Source organism: Flavimaribacter sediminis, from assembly GCF_019492055.1.
Classification (GTDB): domain Bacteria; phylum Pseudomonadota; class Alphaproteobacteria; order Rhizobiales; family Rhizobiaceae; genus Flavimaribacter; species Flavimaribacter sediminis.
On the sequence record NZ_JAICBX010000007.1, the window covers coordinates 81,386 to 99,884 of the forward strand.

Here is an 18,499-nt window from a genome sequence, read left to right on the forward strand (position 1 = left end):
AGATGGCGCCGCCAATCATAAAACTTGATGATATTCACCTGACTTTCGGCGGAACGCCCCTGCTCGACGGCGCCGACTTGCAGGTCGAACCGGAAGACCGGATTTGTCTTGTCGGCCGAAATGGCTCCGGCAAGTCGACGCTGATGAAAATCGCCGCTGGACTAGTCGAAGCCCAGTCGGGAGAGATATTCCGCCATCCCAAAGCAACAGTGCGCTATCTTGAACAGGCGCCGGATTTCACCGGCTTCGACACGGTGCGCGCCTATGCCATGGCCGGCCTTGCGCCCGGCGATGACGAGCATCGCGTCGATTATCTTCTCGAACATCTGGACCTGAGCGGAGATGAGGATCCTGCAAAAGCATCCGGCGGTGAAGCGCGCCGCGCGGCGCTGGCGCGGGTGCTCGCCCCCCGGCCTGATGTGCTGCTTCTGGACGAGCCGACCAACCATCTTGATCTGCCAACCATTGAATGGCTGGAAAAGGAACTGCGTGCGTTTCGCGGCGCGCTGGTCGTTATTTCGCATGACCGGCAGTTTCTGAAATCCGTGTCGCGGGCGACCGTCTGGATCGATCGCGGCAGGACGCGCCGTCTCGAAAAGGGTTTCGAGGCTTTCGAAGACTGGCAGAACGAGGTTCTGGAGGAAGAAGAGCGCGCCCAGCACAAGTTGGGCCGCGCGATCGTGCGCGAGGAACATTGGCTGCGTTACGGCGTGACAGCGCGGCGCAAACGCAACATGCGACGGCTCGGCGAACTGCATGCCATGCGGGAGCGTCACCAGAGCCATCGCGGACCGACCGGGCAGGCAAAATTGCAGGCCTCGGATGCGAAGGATTCCGGAAAGCTGGTGATTGAGGCCGAAGGACTTGAAAAGCGTTATAACGGCCGTCCGGTCATTGACGATTTCTCCCTGCGCGTTCATCGCGGAGATCGTATCGGCCTCATCGGTCCGAACGGCGCGGGCAAGACAACCCTGCTGAAATTGCTCACAGGCCAGTTGCAGCCGGACGCCGGCGCGCTGCGGCTCGGAACCAATCTCGAAATCGCAATTCTCGACCAGAAGCGGGAGGATCTCGATCCGCAGATGTCGCTCGAAATGTTCCTGACGGACGGCCGCGGAAACAATCTCGTCGTCAATGGCGAACAGAAACATGTGACAGGCTACATGAAGGACTTCCTGTTCCAGCCGGAGCAGGCGCGCACGCCGATACGTGAATTGTCGGGCGGCGAGAAGGCGCGATTGCTGCTTGCCAAGATGCTTGCGCGCCCCGCCAATCTGATCGTGCTGGACGAGCCGACCAACGACCTCGACATGGAGACGCTCGACCTGCTGCAGGAACTGGTCGCCGGGTTCGCGGGCACTGTTATCCTGGTGAGCCATGACAGGGATTTTCTCGACCGCACGGTGACTTCGGTCATCGCGCCGGCGCAGATGGAAGCGCCGGACGGTCGATGGATAAGCTATGCGGGCGGCTATACCGATATGCTCGCCCAAAGGCGGGAACAGGAGGTCCGGTCAAAACCGTCGCCTGCGGAATCCTCGTCTGCCGCCGTGGCCACGAAGGCGTCCTCCCGCGAGCGCAAACTTTCCTACAAGCAGAAATTCGCTCTGGAGACGTTGCCCGGCAAGATCGCAGAGGCGGAACAGAAAGCCGGTGAGCTGGAAGACCTGATGGCCGATCCGGATCTTTTCGCCCGCGACCCGGAATCGTTCAATCGCGCTGCGGAAGACCTTGCTTCTCTCAGGGGCAAACTGGAGGCTATGGAGGAGGAGTGGCTGGAGCTTGAGATGCTGCGCGAGGAAATTGAAGCGGGATGATCCCTTGAAACGAAGGGATCGACCAGTATAGTGCGAGCAAATCGACATCGCCGGACTGACATTTCTCACAATGTATTCGCGCCACAAGTGAGAGCGCTTGCCGCTTGACCGCCTGTATCGCCCGGTTAAACAGACAACCCGAACAGGAATTGCACAACGATGCATGCGAATATCGAGGCTATGGCCGGCGAGAGAATACTGATCCTCGACGGCGCGATGGGCACCATGATCCAGGAGAGAAAACCGGACGAGGCGACCTATCGCGGCGATCGGTTTCGCGATCACCCGACTGATTTGGCGGGCAACAACGAACTATTGAGTCTGACGCAGCCCGAAATGATCACCGATATCCATCGGGCCTTCATCGAAGCCGGAGCCGATATCATCTGCACCAACACTTTCTCGGCGAGCCGGATCAGCCAGGCGGACTACGATCTGCAGGAAATTTGCGTCGAACTGAACCTCGCCTCCACCGAATGCGCGCGCAAGGCGGTCGAAAGCGTAGACCGGCCGGTGTGGATCGCCGGCGCCATCGGGCCGACCAACCAGACGGCGAGCATTTCGCCTGACGTCAACGACCCGGGCATGCGGAAGGTCACATTCGACGATCTTGCGCTGGCCTATGGCGAGGCGGCGAAGGCGCTAATCGAAGGCGGAGTGGACCTTATCCTGATCGAAACCATTTTCGACACGCTCAACGCGAAGGCGGCCGTCTATGCGTTGGAAACGTTGCGTGACGAAGGCGTCGCTGTTCCTCCGCTGATGATTTCCGGCACGATCACTGACCGCTCCGGTCGTACATTGACTGGCCAGACGCCGGAAGCGTTCTGGATTTCGCTAAGCCATGCAAAACCGTTCTCCGTCGGGCTCAACTGTGCGCTCGGCGCCGCCGAAATGCGGCCGCATATTCGGGCGCTTTCGGATATCGCCGACACCCGGATCTGCGCATACCCCAATGCCGGGCTGCCGAACGAGATGGGCGGCTATGACGAACGTCCGGAGGAGACCGCGGCCTATCTTGGCGCATGGGCGGACGCGGGCCTTGTCAACATCGTAGGCGGTTGCTGCGGAACCACCCCGGATCATATCCGCGCCATCGCCGAGGCGGTGCGTGGCAAGGCGCCGCGCAACGTTCCGCGTTTTCACCCGCGGTTGCGGCTCTCGGGCCTCGAAATGTTTGAGGCCGATCGCGAAGAGGCCGCGGCATGAACGTCGCCACTTTCATCAATATCGGTGAACGCACCAACGTTACAGGATCGGCGAAATTCAAGAAGCTGATCATGGAAGGCGACTACGCGGCCGGCCTTGAGGTCGCAAGGAGTCAGGTCGAGAACGGTGCCCAGATCATCGACGTCAACATGGACGAGGGTCTGCTCGAGAGCGAACAGGCGATGACGACCTTCCTCAATCTCATCGCCTCCGAACCGGACATCTCGCGGGTTCCGGTGATGATCGACAGTTCCAAATGGTCTGTCATCGAGGCTGGGCTGAAATGCACCCAGGGCAAATCCGTCGTCAATTCGATCAGCCTGAAGGAAGGCGAAGAGCCGTTTCTCGAACAGGCGCGGATCATCCGGCGCTACGGCGCGGCAGTGGTCGTCATGGCCTTCGACGAGGACGGTCAGGCCGAAACCGCCGGGCACAAGTTCAGAATTTGCGAAAGATCCTATCGGCTTCTGACGGAAAAGGCCGGATTCAGTCCGGCCGATATCATCTTCGACCCCAATATCTTTGCCGTCGCAACCGGGATCGAAGAACACAATAATTACGCGGTCGCTTTCATCGAGGCGACGAAGATGATCAAGGAACGGCTGCCCTACGCCCATGTGTCGGGAGGATTGTCGAATATTTCCTTTTCGTTCCGCGGCAACAATCCGGTGCGCGAGGCGATGCATTCGGTGTTCCTTTATCATGCGATCCGGGCCGGTCTCGACATGGCGATTGTCAACGCCGGCCAGATCACCGTCTATGACGATATTCCGGAAGAGCTGCGCGAGCATGTCGAAGACGTGCTGCTCAATCGCCGTGACGATGCGACCGAGCGCCTGTTGGCGATCGCCGACAATTATCGCGGGTCCGGCGAAGCGCAAAAGAAGGCTGATCCGAAATGGCGCGAGGCGCCGGTTGAAGAGCGGCTGCGTCACGCGCTCGTCCACGGCATTACCGAATTCGTCGTTGACGACACGGAGGAATGCCGCCAGCGCGCCGAAAAACCCCTCGACGTGATCGAGGGGCCGCTGATGGAGGGCATGAACGTCGTTGGCGACCTGTTTGGCGCGGGCAAGATGTTTTTGCCACAAGTGGTAAAATCCGCGCGCGTGATGAAGGCCGCCGTCGCCCATCTTATCCCCTTCATGGAGGAAGAGAAAAAACGCAGCGGCGACACGAGCGCGAAAGGCCGGATCCTGATGGCGACCGTCAAGGGCGACGTCCACGATATCGGCAAGAACATCGTCGGCGTTGTCCTCCAGTGCAACAACTACGACGTGGTTGATCTCGGCGTCATGGTGCCGACGGAAGACATTCTGGAAAAGGCGCGCGAAGAAAAGGTCGACATTATCGGCCTGTCAGGTCTCATCACGCCCTCGCTCGACCGCATGGTCGACGTCGCCTCCGAAATGAAACGGGCTGGCTTCGACCTGCCGTTGCTGATCGGCGGGGCAACGACATCGAAGAAACACACCGCTCTGAAGATTGCGCCGGAATATGATCACGGAGTCCTTCACGTCGACGACGCTTCCAAGGCGGTTGGCGTTGTGTCCCGGCTCCTGTCCAGGACGGCGCGACCCGATCTGCTTGCAGAAGTTGCGGCCGATCAGGAAAAGATGCGTGGCAGCGGCTCGAAGGAAAAGGCCCGTCCGGTTATTTCCATCGCCCAGGCGCGCGCCAACAAATTCGATGGCGGTTTCGACAGCTATTCGCCACCGAAACCCAATGTCGCCGGTCTGCAGGTCTTCGACAATATTCCCGTCGACGACATTGCGCCCTTTATCGACTGGACGCCTTTCTTCCAGACCTGGGAGATGTCCGGCGGCTTCCCGGCCATTCTCGATGATCCGGACAAGGGCCCGGCCGCGCGCGATCTTTATGACAACGCGCAGGCGATGCTGAAGCGCGTCGGCAACTGGTTTCATCCGAAGGCTGTCATCGGTCTCTGGCCGGCCAATTCCGAGGGGGACGACATCACCGTGTGGGCGAGCGAAGCGCGCGACAGGCCGCAGGCCCGTTTCAGCATGCTGCGGCAGCAGGGTCGCAAATCGCGCGACCGTCCGAATCTCTGCCTGTCGGATTTCATCGCGCCCATAGGCGCGCCCGACTGGCTGGGCGGCTTTGCCGTGACCGCCGGACCGGAAGTCCACGAGATCGCCAATCGCTTCAAGGAAGAAGGAAACGACTACGATTCGATCATGGTTCAGGCGCTCGGCGATCGCCTCGCGGAGGCGCTGGCCGAAGCCATGCACGCCCGAGTGCGCAAGGAACTGTGGGGTTACGCGCCCGAGGAGACCATGTCCAACAACGAGCTGATATCCGAATCCTATCGCGGTATTCGGCCGGCGCCTGGCTATCCGGCGTGCCCGGATCATACCGGCAAGCGGGTGTTGTTCGACCTGCTGCAGGCGCCGAAGCATGTGGGCATCGAGCTTACGGAGTCTTGCGCCATGTGGCCGGCGGCCTCCGTCTCCGGTCTCTACTTTGCACATCCCGGATCGTCCTATTTCGGCGTTGGCCGGATTGGCGAAGATCAGGTCGAAGACTATGCGAGACGCAGGGGCGTCACGGTTACAGAAGCCGAGACCTGGCTGTCGCCGTCGCTCGCTTATGACGCAGGCGCCCGCGCCGCGGAACTGAAAAAGACGGCGTGAAAAGTCGCGTAACGGAGTGATCGTGAAGCGAATGAGGCCGATTTGTGCCATCAAATGCTTCCAATTGAGATCGGCACACTCTAATGTCCCGCCCGTTTGATAGGAGATTGTAGGGAATATGCGTTTCGAGGGTACTGACGCCTATGTCGCCGAGAAGGATCTGACCGTAGCCGTCAATGCGGCGATCACGCTGGAGCGGCCGCTGCTTGTCAAGGGCGAACCCGGAACCGGCAAGACCGAACTCGCGAAGCAGGTTGCGGCGGCGCTGGATCTGGACCTGCTGGAATGGCACGTCAAATCCACCACCAAGGCGCAGCAGGGTCTCTACGAATATGACGCCGTTTCCCGCCTGCGCGACAGCCAGCTCGGCGACGAGCGCTTCAATGACGTGCGCAATTACATTCGCCGCGGCAAGCTGTGGGAGGCGTTCACAGCCGAAAACCGCGTGGTGCTTTTGATCGACGAGATCGACAAGGCGGATATCGAGTTCCCGAACGATCTGCTTCAGGAACTCGACAAGATGGAGTTCTATGTCTACGAGACGGGCGAAACGGTGCGCGCGAAACAGAGGCCGATCGTCATTATTACGTCGAACAATGAGAAGGAATTGCCGGACGCCTTTCTGCGGCGTTGTTTCTTCCATTATATCAAATTCCCGGAAGCCGAGACGCTGATGCGGATCGTCGATGTCCACTATCCCGGCATCAAGCAGGATCTCGTGCGCGCGGCGCTCACACAGTTCTACGAGATTCGCGAGGTCACCGGCCTGAAGAAGAAGCCATCGACATCCGAAGCGCTGGACTGGATTCGCCTGCTGGTTTCCGACGACGTTTCGCCCGCCGATCTTCGGGGAAACGCTACGAATGCCTTGCCGAAACTGCACGGAGCGCTCCTCAAGAACGAACAGGACGTTCATCTGTTCGAGCGACTGGCTTTCATGGCGCGGAGAAACGGCGGCTAGCATAGCCGATTTGCCGCAAATCCGTTCCTGCTGATCGAGACGACCGATGCCTATCAAGATTCCCGACCTGTTGCCTGCGCGCCAGACCCTCGAAGCCGAGGGTGTGAGGGTGATGACCGAAACCGCCGCTATCCGCCAGGATATCCGGCCGCTGCAGATCGGCTTGCTCAATCTGATGCCCAACAAGATCCGCACCGAGTTGCAGATGGCGCGTCTCCTCGGCGCGACGCCGCTGCAGGTCGAGCTCAGCCTGGTGCGCATTGGCCAACATATGCCGAAGAATACGCCTGAAGAGCATCTGCTTGCTTTCTACAACACATGGGAGGAAGTGCGCGATCGCAAGTTCGACGGGTTTATCATCACAGGTGCGCCGATCGAACTGCTGGATTTCGAGGAGGTGTCGTACTGGCCGGAGATGGAGCAGATCTTCGATTGGACAGTCACCAATGTGCATTCGACGCTGAATGTCTGCTGGGGCGGAATGGCGGCGATCCATCACTTCCATCGCGTGCCGAAATACACGCTGTCGGAAAAGGCATTCGGTGTCTATCGACACCAGAACCTCAACCGCGCGTCGCCCTATCTCAACGGCTTTTCCGACGATTTTCAGATACCGGTTTCACGCTGGACCGAGATCCGGGAGGACGACATCGATCCGGCGCGCGGACTGGAAATTCTGATGAAGTCCGACGAGACAGGCGTCTGCATGATACACGAGCAGAAGCGCAACCGGCTTTATATTTTCAATCACATCGAATATGATTCCTTCTCGCTCAAGGAGGAATACGAGCGGGACGTGAGTCAGGGCAAGTCGATCCACATTCCGCACAATTATTTTCCCGCTGACGACCCGTCGCGGGAACCACTTAACCGTTGGCGCAGCCACGCCCATCTGCTGTTCGGAAACTGGATCAACACGATCTACCAGACCACCACCTTCGATATCGGGCAGATCGGCGAAAACAGGTAGTCGGCAGCATGTTCATACCGTTCTTCCTGGAACTCAAAGCTGCAAAGGTGCCGGTTTCCCTGCGCGAGTATCTGACGCTGCTGGAAGCCATGAAAGAACAGGTGGTCAATTTCGACGTCGAGGGTTTCTATTTCCTCGCGCGCGCCGCGTTGATCAAGGACGAACGCTATATCGACCGCTTCGATCGTGTATTCGCGCACGCCTTCAAGGGGCTCGAAGCGGTTTCCGGCGAGCCCGGGGCGCAAGCTGCCGAAATCCCCGAGGAATGGCTGCGCAAGCTTGCCGAGAAACATCTGACCGAGGAGGAAAAGGCGCTTGTCGAAAGTCTCGGCGGTTTCGACAAGCTCATGGAAACCCTTCGGAAGCGCTTGGAAGAACAGCAGGGTCGCCACCAGGGGGGCAACAAATGGATCGGGACCGCCGGAACGTCTCCCTTCGGCGCCTATGGCTACAATCCGGAAGGCGTTCGGATCGGCCAGAAGGAAAGCCGCAACCGGCGGGCCGTGAAAGTCTGGGACAAGCGCGAATTCAAGAATTTCGACGATTCGGTCGAACTCGGCACACGCAACATAAAGGTGGCGCTCAAGCGGCTGCGGCGCTGGGTGCGGCAAGGCGCCGACGAGGAGTTTGATCTTGGCGGCACGATCCGCTCCACCGCCGAGCATGGCTACCTTGATGTCAAGACGCGGCCGGAGCGACGCAACGCCATCAAGCTGCTGATGTTCTTTGACGTCGGCGGCTCGATGGACGGCCATATCAAGGTCGTGGAAGAATTGTTCTCGGCCGTGCGCGGCGAGTTCAAGCACATGGAATATTACTACTTTCACAATTGCCTCTACGAGGGCGTGTGGAAAGACAATCGCCGCAGACATCAGGAAGTCTTGCCGACATACGATGTGATCAGAACCTTCGGTTCGGACTATCGGGTGATATTTGTCGGCGACGCCTCGATGAGCCCTTACGAGATCGTCTATCCGGGCGGTTCCGTTGAGCACTGGAACGAGGAATCGGGTCAGGTCTGGCTCACGCGCATGCTCAATCATTTCCCGAAATCCGTGTGGATCAATCCGGTCATCGAAAAATACTGGCGTCATACCCATTCCATTGGTCTCATGCGCGAGTTATTTGCTGACCGCATGTATCCGCTGACCCTGGCAGGTCTGGAACGGGCGACGCGCGAGCTTTCACGCTGATTCATAAGTAAACCGGAACGCCGGTCGGCAGGCTGGAGGCGCAACCCATGCAGGAAATCTTCGGCCACGCGCCAAATGGCGAGACGGTTCACCGCTACACGCTTGGCGGCGGAGGACTGACGGCGAGGATCATCACATGGGGCGCGGCGGTTCAGGATTTGCGGCTAAGCGGGCATGCGCCCGCGCTGGTGCTCGGTTTCGAGCGTTTCGACGACTATCTTGCGCATTCTCCCTATTTCGGGGCAACGGTCGGCCGCTACGCCAATCGTATTGCGAAGGGCCAGATTCGCATCGACGGAACTCTCTACAAGCTCGATCGCAACGAGGCGCACAATCATCATCTGCACGGCGGATCGGAAGGAACGGGCCAACGCGTCTGGTCGGTCGCCGATTCAGGTCCGGATTTCATCCGGCTCGAGATCGAGGAGATGGATGGACATATGGGCTATCCCGGAAAATGTCGCATGGCCTGCACCTACAGGCTGCTGCCGGGCGGCGTTCTGTCGGTGATCCATGAGGCGCAATCCGACCGGCCCACGGTTTGCAACATGGCGCATCACAGCTATTTCAACCTGGATGGGCGGCCGGACATTCTGGACCACGAGATCAGGATAGACGCCGACCATTACATTCCAGTGGATCGCGACCAGATACCGATCGGCGATATTCTCGGCGTCATCGGATCACCGTTCGACCTGCGTCAGATGCGGTCGATTCGAAGTGACAAAGGCGGGGATCAAACGCTCTACGACCACAATTTCTGTCTTTCGGACGAACGGACGGACAAGCGCAGCGTGGCGTTGGTCAGGAGTCCGCACTCAGGCGTTTCGCTCGAGGTGAGGACCGGAGAGCCGGGCCTGCAGTTCTATTGCGGCTACAAGGTGAACACGCCTGTTCCGGGTCTCCACGGAGCGCCTTACGGCGCATTTTGCGGGCTTTGCCTGGAAACGCAGATCTGGCCGGACTCGCCCAATCATGACCAGTTCCCGAACGCGATCCTTGCACCGGGTGAAACACTTGTCCAGGAAACGGATTACGTCTTTTCACGCGCCTGAAACCGTACGCAATCGGTGTGTGGAATGCACGGATAACGATATGTAGTATTTTTAAGACATTGAAATTGTTTGATAATTACTAATTCTTGCCGACTGCTGTTCGGCTTTTGAACACGACCGTTCAGCGTGAAAACCCTGCCCGAGACAGATTCTGGCTTTGTTTCGGGAATTTGCGATTCTCGCGTTCGCGGACTCAAAATGGCGCGCAAGCGCGTTTGTTCGGCTAAGTGCTTTATAGCACAACCTCGGGTAAAAATCATCATTGCTGTTCTCCGACCAGCGAAAACGAGCCAGCGTGGTCGAGGCAAGGACCGGATCGTCTGAAGTGGTTGACCTGACGGCGATCCTGCGACACGGATAGTATTCCAAACGTGAGTTTTCTTTACACATGACCTCAATCCTGACTGTTGGCGTCGCGGTAATCGATTTCGTTTTCCGCGTCGATGAGATGCCGAAGGCCGGCGCAAAAACGCGGGCGCAGAATGCTGCGGTCGTCGGCGGCGGCTGCGCCGCCAATGCTGCGGCGGCGATCAGCCGGCTCGGCGGGAGCGCCCATCTGGCGGCGCGGGTCGGCCAGGATATGGTCGGCGACCTGATCGTTACGGGTTTGCGCGATGAAGGCGTCGATTGTTCGCTTGTACGGCGGTTCGAAAATGGCCGATCGTCCTATTCCTCAGTGGTCGTCGACCGTTCCGGCGAACGGATGATCGTCAATTACAGGGACGAGGCGCTTGATTTCAGCGCTGACTGGCTGGCCTCGTCGGATTTCCCGGACTTCGCCGTTGCGCTCGCGGATACGCGCTGGCCGGAGGGCGCGCGAGTCGCCATGGAAAAGGCCAGAGAGCGCGGCGCGCCTGGTATCCTGGACGCCGAGCCTCCGGTGCGCGAGGCGCAGGCGGCGTTGGGCGTCGCCTCGCATATCGCATTCGGGCAGAGAGGCCTGATGGACTTCACCGGAGAGAGCGATTTTGAAACGGCGCTGCGGGCAGCCGCGGCCGAGACGGGGGCCTGGGTCTGCGTGACGCTCGGAGACAAGGGGGTGACCTGGCTGGAAGGTAACGGCGTCGCGCATATGCCGTCCTTTGCCGTGCAGGCTGTCGACACGCTGGGCGCCGGAGACGTCTGGCACGGCGCTTTCGCACTGAAGATCGGCGAAGGAGCCGGTGAAAGGGAGGCGATCCGTTTCGCCAATGCGGTCGCCGCGCTCAAATGCACGCGCTTCGGAGGACGGGCAGGCGCGCCGAGCACCGCCGAAGTGGAGGCGTTCCTTGCAGAAAATTCCTGACGCCGACAGAGATTTATACCCAGCTTTGGCGCAATTCAGTTCAGCAGAATTTCGTTGATGACGCGCAGGGGCGGTTCTCCTTCGCCAACCTCTTTCTTCGGGATAACGATCAGCGCCTCCCCGGTCCTCGGCGTCACGCCTGTGAGGGCCTCGACATTAACGTCGTGTGTGACCATCACCTGGTTGCCTGGCCCGCGAAAGTCGCGAATGACGTCCAATACGCCGTCGATCTTCATGTCGACGTCGCTGTCGCCTTCCTGAATGAGATCAAGCGCCGGCAACGGCTCTACAGGAGGACTTCGAAACGCGTTGGCGGCAGTATCCAGCGCTCTGCACCAGCGGCTCGAATAGAGCCGGGAAATGGATATGGAACGGGTGGCGAACTTCACGCCCCAGCGGCGCGACTGCTGCCGTCCGCGGTCGGAAAGATTGCGTTGCGTTGAACAGTCGTCGAGCTCGAAATAGGGCGGATCGCCAATTCCCGGAGCGTCGGCGTTGGTCAACAGGATCGTATAGCCGCCGCCGGAAATCAGCGCCCACGCCGCCTCGGTCGCGCTTGCCGCATCCACACGCACCGCCATGAAGGCCGTAAAAACGGCGACCATGGCCCATCGTCTTGTCATTACGCGTTTCCTCAAACTTCGGGCGCCTGGATAGCTGATTTCGCCGAAGAAAACTCACCTTCCATGTTGACCGTTCTTGGTCTGCAGGGCAAGCCAATCCTTGGACATGGATGACCCAAGGCATCAGCGATGCAGCTCGAAACTGCCGTGCCCCGGCTCGCTCCGACGGGCAATCTGCTCTCCGGCTTCCCGGAGAGGTTGCCAGGGCAAAAGCCTTGTTTTTCGGTGGTTGCACACTGGAAATAGTGGTCTGCGTTGATCGTAAACCTTCCGTCTTGTTTCAAAAAAATCCAATGACAAGCAATCTTGCGCTCGTTTTGCGCATAATGTTCTGGTATTGTTCTCGCTATTTCAGATAATTTACAAAATATTTCTTCACATCTATGGTTGTGATGGATGTCACAGACCTGAAAGCAACCATCAGTTGCTATTGGCTGTATTGTAATGATGACGAGATATGCCCTTGCGGGGCGCTAGGCATGGAATGGGGAACGACCAGGTACTTCTGAGAATAAACCTCCTGGGACCATTGTCGATATCGGGCTTGGACGGCGGCGACTTTACACCGAGGGGCCGCAAGTCGAAGGCTCTTATCGCGATGCTTGCGGTTGCGCCTGATGGGCGGCGCGGCCGCAAATGGCTGCAGGGCCACCTGTGGAGCGACCGCCAGGAAAGCCAGGGATCCGCCAGTCTGCGCCAGAGTCTGCGTGAAATCCGCAAGAGTCTCGGAGAGTTTAGCGACGTGATTTCGGCGGACGCCACTGTCGTGTCTCTCGACCTTTCCCGTGTCAGTCTCGATATCGACCAGCTATCGTCAAGCGCCCGCGATCTGGCGGCGCAACCGGGTGAAATCAGGGATTTCCTTGAAGGCATGGACATCCGCGACGAGGAGTTCTCGAACTGGTTGCGGGAGCAGAGAGCCTATTGGAAGGACTATTTCGAGCGTTTGCGTCCGCAGGCGAGGGACCATGTTGACAGATCAGAAGCCACCGCAATCCGCAGACCGGAGCGCGCGCGCCTGGAGCTTTCGACAGAGCATTTTCCAGGGCCGGGGACTGACACTTATTCGACAACCCATTTTTCTCCATTGATGGGCGAACTGCTCGGTAGTCGCAATCAGTCAGGGGGGCGTGTGCGTCGGCAGGCGGTCGCGATTGCGCCATTGCTCAACAAGACAGGCGATCCAAAGCTTGAATACGCCGCGGACGGCGTCAGCGAGGATCTGCTTGAACGAATGGCGCGCCTGTGCTGGCTTCCCGTCATTGCGCGCAGTTCGACCTTCGGATTTCGGGCGGAGGATCGCGACCTGATCGCCATCGGGGATCAGGTCGACGCCCGATATGTGGTCGATGGCGATCTGTTTCTTCACGACAACATTTTTTCACTACGCATTCGACTGACCAACGCCGAATCGGGTCTTGCAATGTGGTCGCAGCGTTTCGAGATCGGACGATCCCATGCGGGCGAGGCGGTCGACGCGATGCTGTCGGAGATCGTCGGCACGATCGATTCGCGCATCGATGTCGCGGAACAGCGGCGTTCAACGGATCCGCGCTGGATCAACGGCGATTTCGACGATCACATCTGGCGCGGGCGCTGGTATATGCACAAGCTTACCCAGCAAGGCGCCCAGGTCGCCAAGCAGCATTTCGATGCGGCCATGGAAATCATACCGGACGCGTCGGAAGCTCTGATCCAGATGGCGCTCTGGCATCTTTGGCGGATCTGGAACACGCGTGGAAGCTATGACGAGATCGACCATGTCAGGCTCATCGCCGAACGCGCCAAAATGTCCGACAGCACAGACGGCCGCGGTTTTACGCTGGTCGGCATCGCGGAAACCTGGATGGGTCAGCATGACGAAGCCATTCAGTCTCTGCGACGCGCCATCGAACTCAACCCCAGCCTGATGAAGGCGCACCAGCAGTTGGGCACGACGCTCTATCTGGCAGGCGATGCGCGATCGGCCATCGAGCCGCTCGACACCGCAATCAGGCTCAGTCCGAATGACCAGCACCTCTTCATACAACTTGGCGAGATGGCGATGGCGCAAATGTTGCGCGGGGATATGAACAAGGCGATCGACTACGCCAATCACGCGCTGTTGCATCGCCCGAACTACTGGTACGCGCATCTGGTCAGGATCTGCGCGAGCGAAGAACTCGGCGACCCGGACTTGATCAGTCGCGCCGTCAGCGCCTTTGCGACGACCGAGACGCGCCTGACCGAACGCCATTTTGAATGGGTTCCGTTCCGGGACAGGAAATGGATCCGGAAACTGCGCAATGCAGCCGAATCGGCAATTGACAGAGCCTATGTGATTCAAAGCCAGAGCCAGGGTGGGGCGAACAATGGGAAGGCAGACTAAATACTATGAAGGCGTTGATAGCGATGATTTGAACAGGCTTCGGGCCGAAGCCGAGCATTTCGATATGTCCGGCCGCGTTTCGGGTTATGTCTCGGCTCTGAAACGCAGCGGCCTTGGAAAGGCAATGCCGCTTATCCTGCGCGCCGCGCGCAATTACAGGCCGGTTTTCAATCTGTCCGGCGCGATTTTCGTGACCCGCGCCGCCGACGTAAAGGCGATCCTCGAAAATCACGAGGTATTCGAAGTTCCTTTCGGTCCTGAAATGAAGGCGCTCGCCGGAGGGGTGACTTTCGGGCTTGGGCTTGACGACGAGGAACATCACCGCCAGCGCGAATTGATGCAGAAAATCGCCGAACCCGGCGATATCGACAATGTGCTGGAGAATGTGCGGCGCAGCACGAAAGGTCTGATTTCGGACAGCAACGGCCGGATCGACCTCATGAAGGGCTACATTACGCCGCTTCTGACCGAAGCCTGCCTGACCTATTTCGGCCTCGACTGCGACGATCCGGAGGCTTTCGCAGAATGGGGCGTTGCGATCAGTGACACGCTGTTCGCCGATCCAGGCGGAACCCGATTGGAAGACCGCAAACTCGCCTTTGCGGGCGCCAAGCGATTGAACTCGGTGATTGACTGGTCGATTGCGAAAATGGAGCGTTCGCCTGATCCCGCGACTTTGCTCGGGCGCATGATCCGCATGCGCCATTCGAACGAAACCCTGAGCGACGGAACCGTTCTGTCGGAGTTCATTACCGACGCCCGTATCCGCGCGATCCTCGTCGGCATGGTCAGCGGAACGGTTCCGACGACGACGCTGGCCGCCGGACACGCCTTCGAAGCGCTGCTCGGCCAGCGCGGCGGACTGAAAATGCTGCATGAGGCCGCCTCGGCGGATAATCGCGACCGCGTCCGGGACATCGTGCTGGAAGCAGCGCGGCTCAAGCCCGCAGGATTTCCCGGGCATTTTCGCTACGTCAATCGCGATTTCACGCTGACTGGCGAAGGGACGACCGGACACAGTTTCAAGAAGGGCGACACCGTGATGGTGTGCACCATGTCGGCCCTGTCGGATCCGGCGTTCACCGACCACCCGTACGCATTCAGACCGGGCCGGATCGTCGATCCCGCCTTCATGTTCGGACACGGACACCACGCCTGCCTTGGCCGTCACCTCGCGACCGAGATCATGACGGAAGCCTTTCTGCAGCTTTTCCGGCAGGACAACATAAGGCCGAAATCGCGTTGGCGGATGATGCGGGCGATGGGTCCGTTTCCCTACAGCTATCCAATGCTCTTCGATCCGAAGTCGGCTCCTGACGGGCAATCGATGATGACGATCGCCGTGCCTCTCGAGGCTGAACAGGCGCCGGAAGTGGCGGCCAGACTGCGCGAGGATCTTGGCAATCCGGCGAAGGGAGAGATTCGCCTGGCGCTCGACAAGACCGGCGTCGTCCATACAGCCAGCATGACTGTCGTAGAGCTTTTGTCCGGTGAAGAACGCAAATCGACCCTGTTGATCGAACTGAACGCCGACGGAAATCAGGAGACGATCCTGAAGTCCGTGGAGAAATGGGCGGGAGACGCTCTTGCGCCGGTTCTCCGGCTGGCGGGCATGCCGGCCGGGGCCAGCCTCTCGACCTGGCTCGCTCCTCATGTTGTCGATCTCAAGACCCGGCCCTGGGGCATGATGGGGCTAAACTTCAATGGCGTCGGGGAATTCTCGGTCCGGCAGATCGAGGAAGAAGGCAAGCTTTACGCCCTTGCGCAGGACATTATCGAACATACCGAACCGGATCCCCGGGAAAACGGGAACTATGCTCAGCAGACGCTTGGTCTCGTGCGGGCCTATCTGCGTCAGGATCACCGGCTTGTAGACGAGGCCGACCGATTGGAAAAAGACGGCGACGCAGATGCGGCGGCGCGCATGCGCGAGTGGCTCGAACGCGGAGAGGACCTTGGCCATCTGCTGTTTCGTCCCGCAGGACGCAAAGTGCTGCTGGCCGGAAAGCACGATCGCACGGCGCTGGACGCGCTGAAAGCCTGGCTGCTGTCGCGGCGCGCCCTGATATCCTACTTTGTAATGGCGATTGTTCTGGTGCTGCTGTGGCGAATGATCGGTTTTGGATGGCTTCTGGTGCTGCTTGTCGGCGTTTCGGCTGTCATCCTCGGCGCGGTCCAGTTCTTCCTGCGCAAGGAAGCTCGCGACGCCGTTGATGAATCCAATCCCGACCACGACGCCTTGCGCGCAATCGAAAGCCGCGAAAACGATCCACGATACCGGCAGAACCACATAACGGCCGTCAACGAACTGAAAAAGGGATGGCTGCGCAAGCTGGCGCTCGCCGGTGGATTTTACGCCATTGCGCTGGAAGTGCGCCACTGGTTCAGGCCCGGCTATGTGGTCGACATCGGCACTATCCGCCACGCCAAATGGTTCCGTCTTGCAGGCACCGAAAACCTGGTCTTTCAGGCGAATTATGACGGAAGCTGGGAAAGCTATCTGGAAGACTTCTCCAACAAGGCCTATCAGGGGCAGAACGCCGTGTGGAGCAATTGCGCCGGGTATCCGCGCACGCGCGGGCTTATGCAGAAAGGCGCCTATGACGGCGACCGGTTCAAGATCTGGGTGCGCGGCAAACAGGTCGAAACGCAGTTCTGGTATTGCCGTTTCGGGGAACTCACAAACGACAATATCCGCATCAACGCGCTGGTTCGCGACGGTCTGGCCAGATCGCGAACAAATTCCGGCGCGCGCGCCTGGCTGAGCTATTTCGGTTCCATGCCGCACCCGGTGACGGCGATCGAGACGGACGAGGTTCAGTCCTTCCTGTTTCACGGTTTCAAGGAGCTCGACTGGTCGAGCTGTCTCGCGCTCCATTTCAGCGACGATCCCGACCATCGCACGGCCCTCAAGGCTTTTGTGTCGAAACTGATCGGGCGACCGCAGGACGGCGTCGACGACTACCGGGAGCCCCTGATCGCCTTTGGCGACGTCAAACATCCGGATCGCGCCTGTTCCTTCGCGTTGTCGCGAAGCGGTCTCGCAAAACTCGGCATGCCGGGCTTTGAAGGCCAGCAGGGTCTTGCGAGTTTCCCGCAGGCCTATCTGTCAGGGATGGGTCGTCGCGGCCGGATTCTCGGAGACAGCGGCCGCAACGGGAACGGCAACTGGCTCTGGGCCGACAGTTGGGATGAAGGCGCCGGCGACCGGCTCACAACCGATGCTGTGCTCTTCGTCATGGGGCGCACGCGCAAACAGCACGAGGCGCTCTTGCGTGAAGTGGAGAGGTTGTTGGGCGAGGCGATCGACGTCGTACATCGGGTCGATTGCGCTTTCGCCAAGAATTCCAAGACCGGCAAGCCAGACAAGTCAATCGAGCATTTCGGTTTTCGCGACGGTATTTCGCAGCCGGTGATGCGTGGCACGCAACGTCATACCCTGGGCGCCAGCGATGCGAACACCGTCAATCCGGGCGAGTTCATTCTTGGATACCAGGACAACAAGGAGCTGTTCGCGCCGTCGCCGTATTTGCTTGAATACAACGATCCGGCCCAGGAGCTGCCTTTGCCCGCCGACAAGCTGCCGGAACGCTTCGCCGATTTCTCCGATCGACGCAGCGACAAACGCGATCTCGGGCGCAACGGGAGCTTCCTCGTCATACGCCAACTGCAGCAGGATGTGGAGGGTTTTTGGGAGAACGCCAGGGTCAAGGCTGAAAAGGTCGCGGAGGAAAGACCTGATCTGGCGGGCGAAGCCAATGCTGACTGGGTCGCCGCCAAGATCATCGGCCGCTGGAAAAGCGGCGCGCCGCTGGTTCGGGAGCCGAAGAGCACGGACGCCGTATCGGACGAGAATGATTTCCTTTACGGCCGGGATGACGCACAAGGACTGCGCTGTCCGCATGGAGCCCACATCCGTCGCTCCAATCCCCGCGAATCCTTCAATCCCGACTCACAGGCCGCGCTCGACATTGCCAACCGGCACCGGATCCTGCGTCGCGGCCGGCCTTATAGTCGTGACGAGGGCGGCGAGGACGAGGAAAAAGGTCTGCTGTTTTGCTGCTTCAACGCAAATATCGAGCGCCAGTTCGAGTTTGTGCAGCAGAGCTGGGTCAATGCGCCGACGTTTCATGGTCTGCGCCGGGAACCCGATCCCCTGATGGATCCGGCCGGAAAGGGCAGTTTTACCATTCCCACATCGAACGGCCCGGTCCAGCTCAACGACATGCAGACCTATGTCACCATGAAAGGGGGCGGATATTTTTTCATGCCGGGCCGCGCTACGCTGCGCTATCTCGGCATTTGATGGCGACGACATTGTCGAAGGCGGAAATTTCTGCAAGATATCAGATGTTTCACAATCT

At 59.4% G+C, this 18,499-nt stretch carries 9 protein-coding genes and 1 pseudogene; 9 read left to right on the forward strand and 1 reads right to left on the reverse strand.

The genetic code is table 11. The annotated features are described in order from the left end of the window. The first annotated feature begins 2 nt into the window (after window positions 1-2). The 7 genes and pseudogenes from K1W69_RS25700 (at window position 3) to K1W69_RS25730 (ending at window position 11,144) form a co-directional block, all read left to right on the forward strand. Window positions 3-1,817, forward strand: a complete 1,815-nt coding sequence (locus tag K1W69_RS25700; RefSeq protein ID WP_220231347.1) for an ABC-F family ATP-binding cassette domain-containing protein — start codon at window positions 3-5, stop codon at window positions 1,815-1,817. Between the two features lie 159 nt (window positions 1,818-1,976). After that, window positions 1,977-5,680: pseudogene (metH, locus tag K1W69_RS25705) on the forward strand (methionine synthase). A gap of 118 nt (window positions 5,681-5,798) precedes the next feature. Then, entirely contained in the window at window positions 5,799-6,641 is an 843-nt protein-coding gene (locus K1W69_RS25710; RefSeq protein ID WP_220231348.1) for an AAA family ATPase, read from the forward strand. A gap of 46 nt (window positions 6,642-6,687) precedes the next feature. Continuing rightward, complete coding sequence (metA, locus tag K1W69_RS25715; protein WP_220231349.1) at window positions 6,688-7,611, forward strand: homoserine O-acetyltransferase MetA; 924 nt, start codon at window positions 6,688-6,690, stop codon at window positions 7,609-7,611. Window positions 7,612-7,619: 8 nt separating this feature from the next. Continuing rightward, window positions 7,620-8,804 (forward strand): vWA domain-containing protein, encoded by a 1,185-nt coding sequence (locus K1W69_RS25720; protein WP_220231350.1) that lies wholly within the window; start codon window positions 7,620-7,622, stop codon window positions 8,802-8,804. Window positions 8,805-8,851: 47 nt separating this feature from the next. After that, the gene (locus K1W69_RS25725; RefSeq protein WP_220231351.1) at window positions 8,852-9,859 is read left to right on the forward strand and encodes an aldose epimerase family protein; all 1,008 of its coding nucleotides are present in this window, start codon (window positions 8,852-8,854) and stop codon (window positions 9,857-9,859) included. Window positions 9,860-10,247: 388 nt separating this feature from the next. Further along, the gene (locus K1W69_RS25730) at window positions 10,248-11,144 is read left to right on the forward strand and encodes a PfkB family carbohydrate kinase (protein ID WP_220231352.1); all 897 of its coding nucleotides are present in this window, start codon (window positions 10,248-10,250) and stop codon (window positions 11,142-11,144) included. Between the two features lie 35 nt (window positions 11,145-11,179). Here K1W69_RS25730 and K1W69_RS25735 read toward each other — a convergent pair whose 3' ends face one another. Beyond that, window positions 11,180-11,767, reverse strand: coding sequence for a histidine phosphatase family protein (locus K1W69_RS25735; RefSeq protein ID WP_258571378.1), 588 nt, complete (start codon window positions 11,765-11,767; stop codon window positions 11,180-11,182). Between the two features lie 484 nt (window positions 11,768-12,251). Here K1W69_RS25735 and K1W69_RS25740 point away from each other — a divergent pair, with 484 nt between their 5' ends. Beyond that, the gene (locus K1W69_RS25740; protein WP_220231353.1) at window positions 12,252-14,135 is read left to right on the forward strand and encodes an AfsR/SARP family transcriptional regulator; all 1,884 of its coding nucleotides are present in this window, start codon (window positions 12,252-12,254) and stop codon (window positions 14,133-14,135) included. Beyond that, window positions 14,119-18,441 (forward strand): cytochrome P450, encoded by a 4,323-nt coding sequence (locus K1W69_RS25745; RefSeq protein WP_220231354.1) that lies wholly within the window; start codon window positions 14,119-14,121, stop codon window positions 18,439-18,441. Before K1W69_RS25740 ends, K1W69_RS25745 begins: the two co-directional genes overlap by 17 nt. Window positions 18,442-18,499 lie beyond the last annotated feature (58 nt).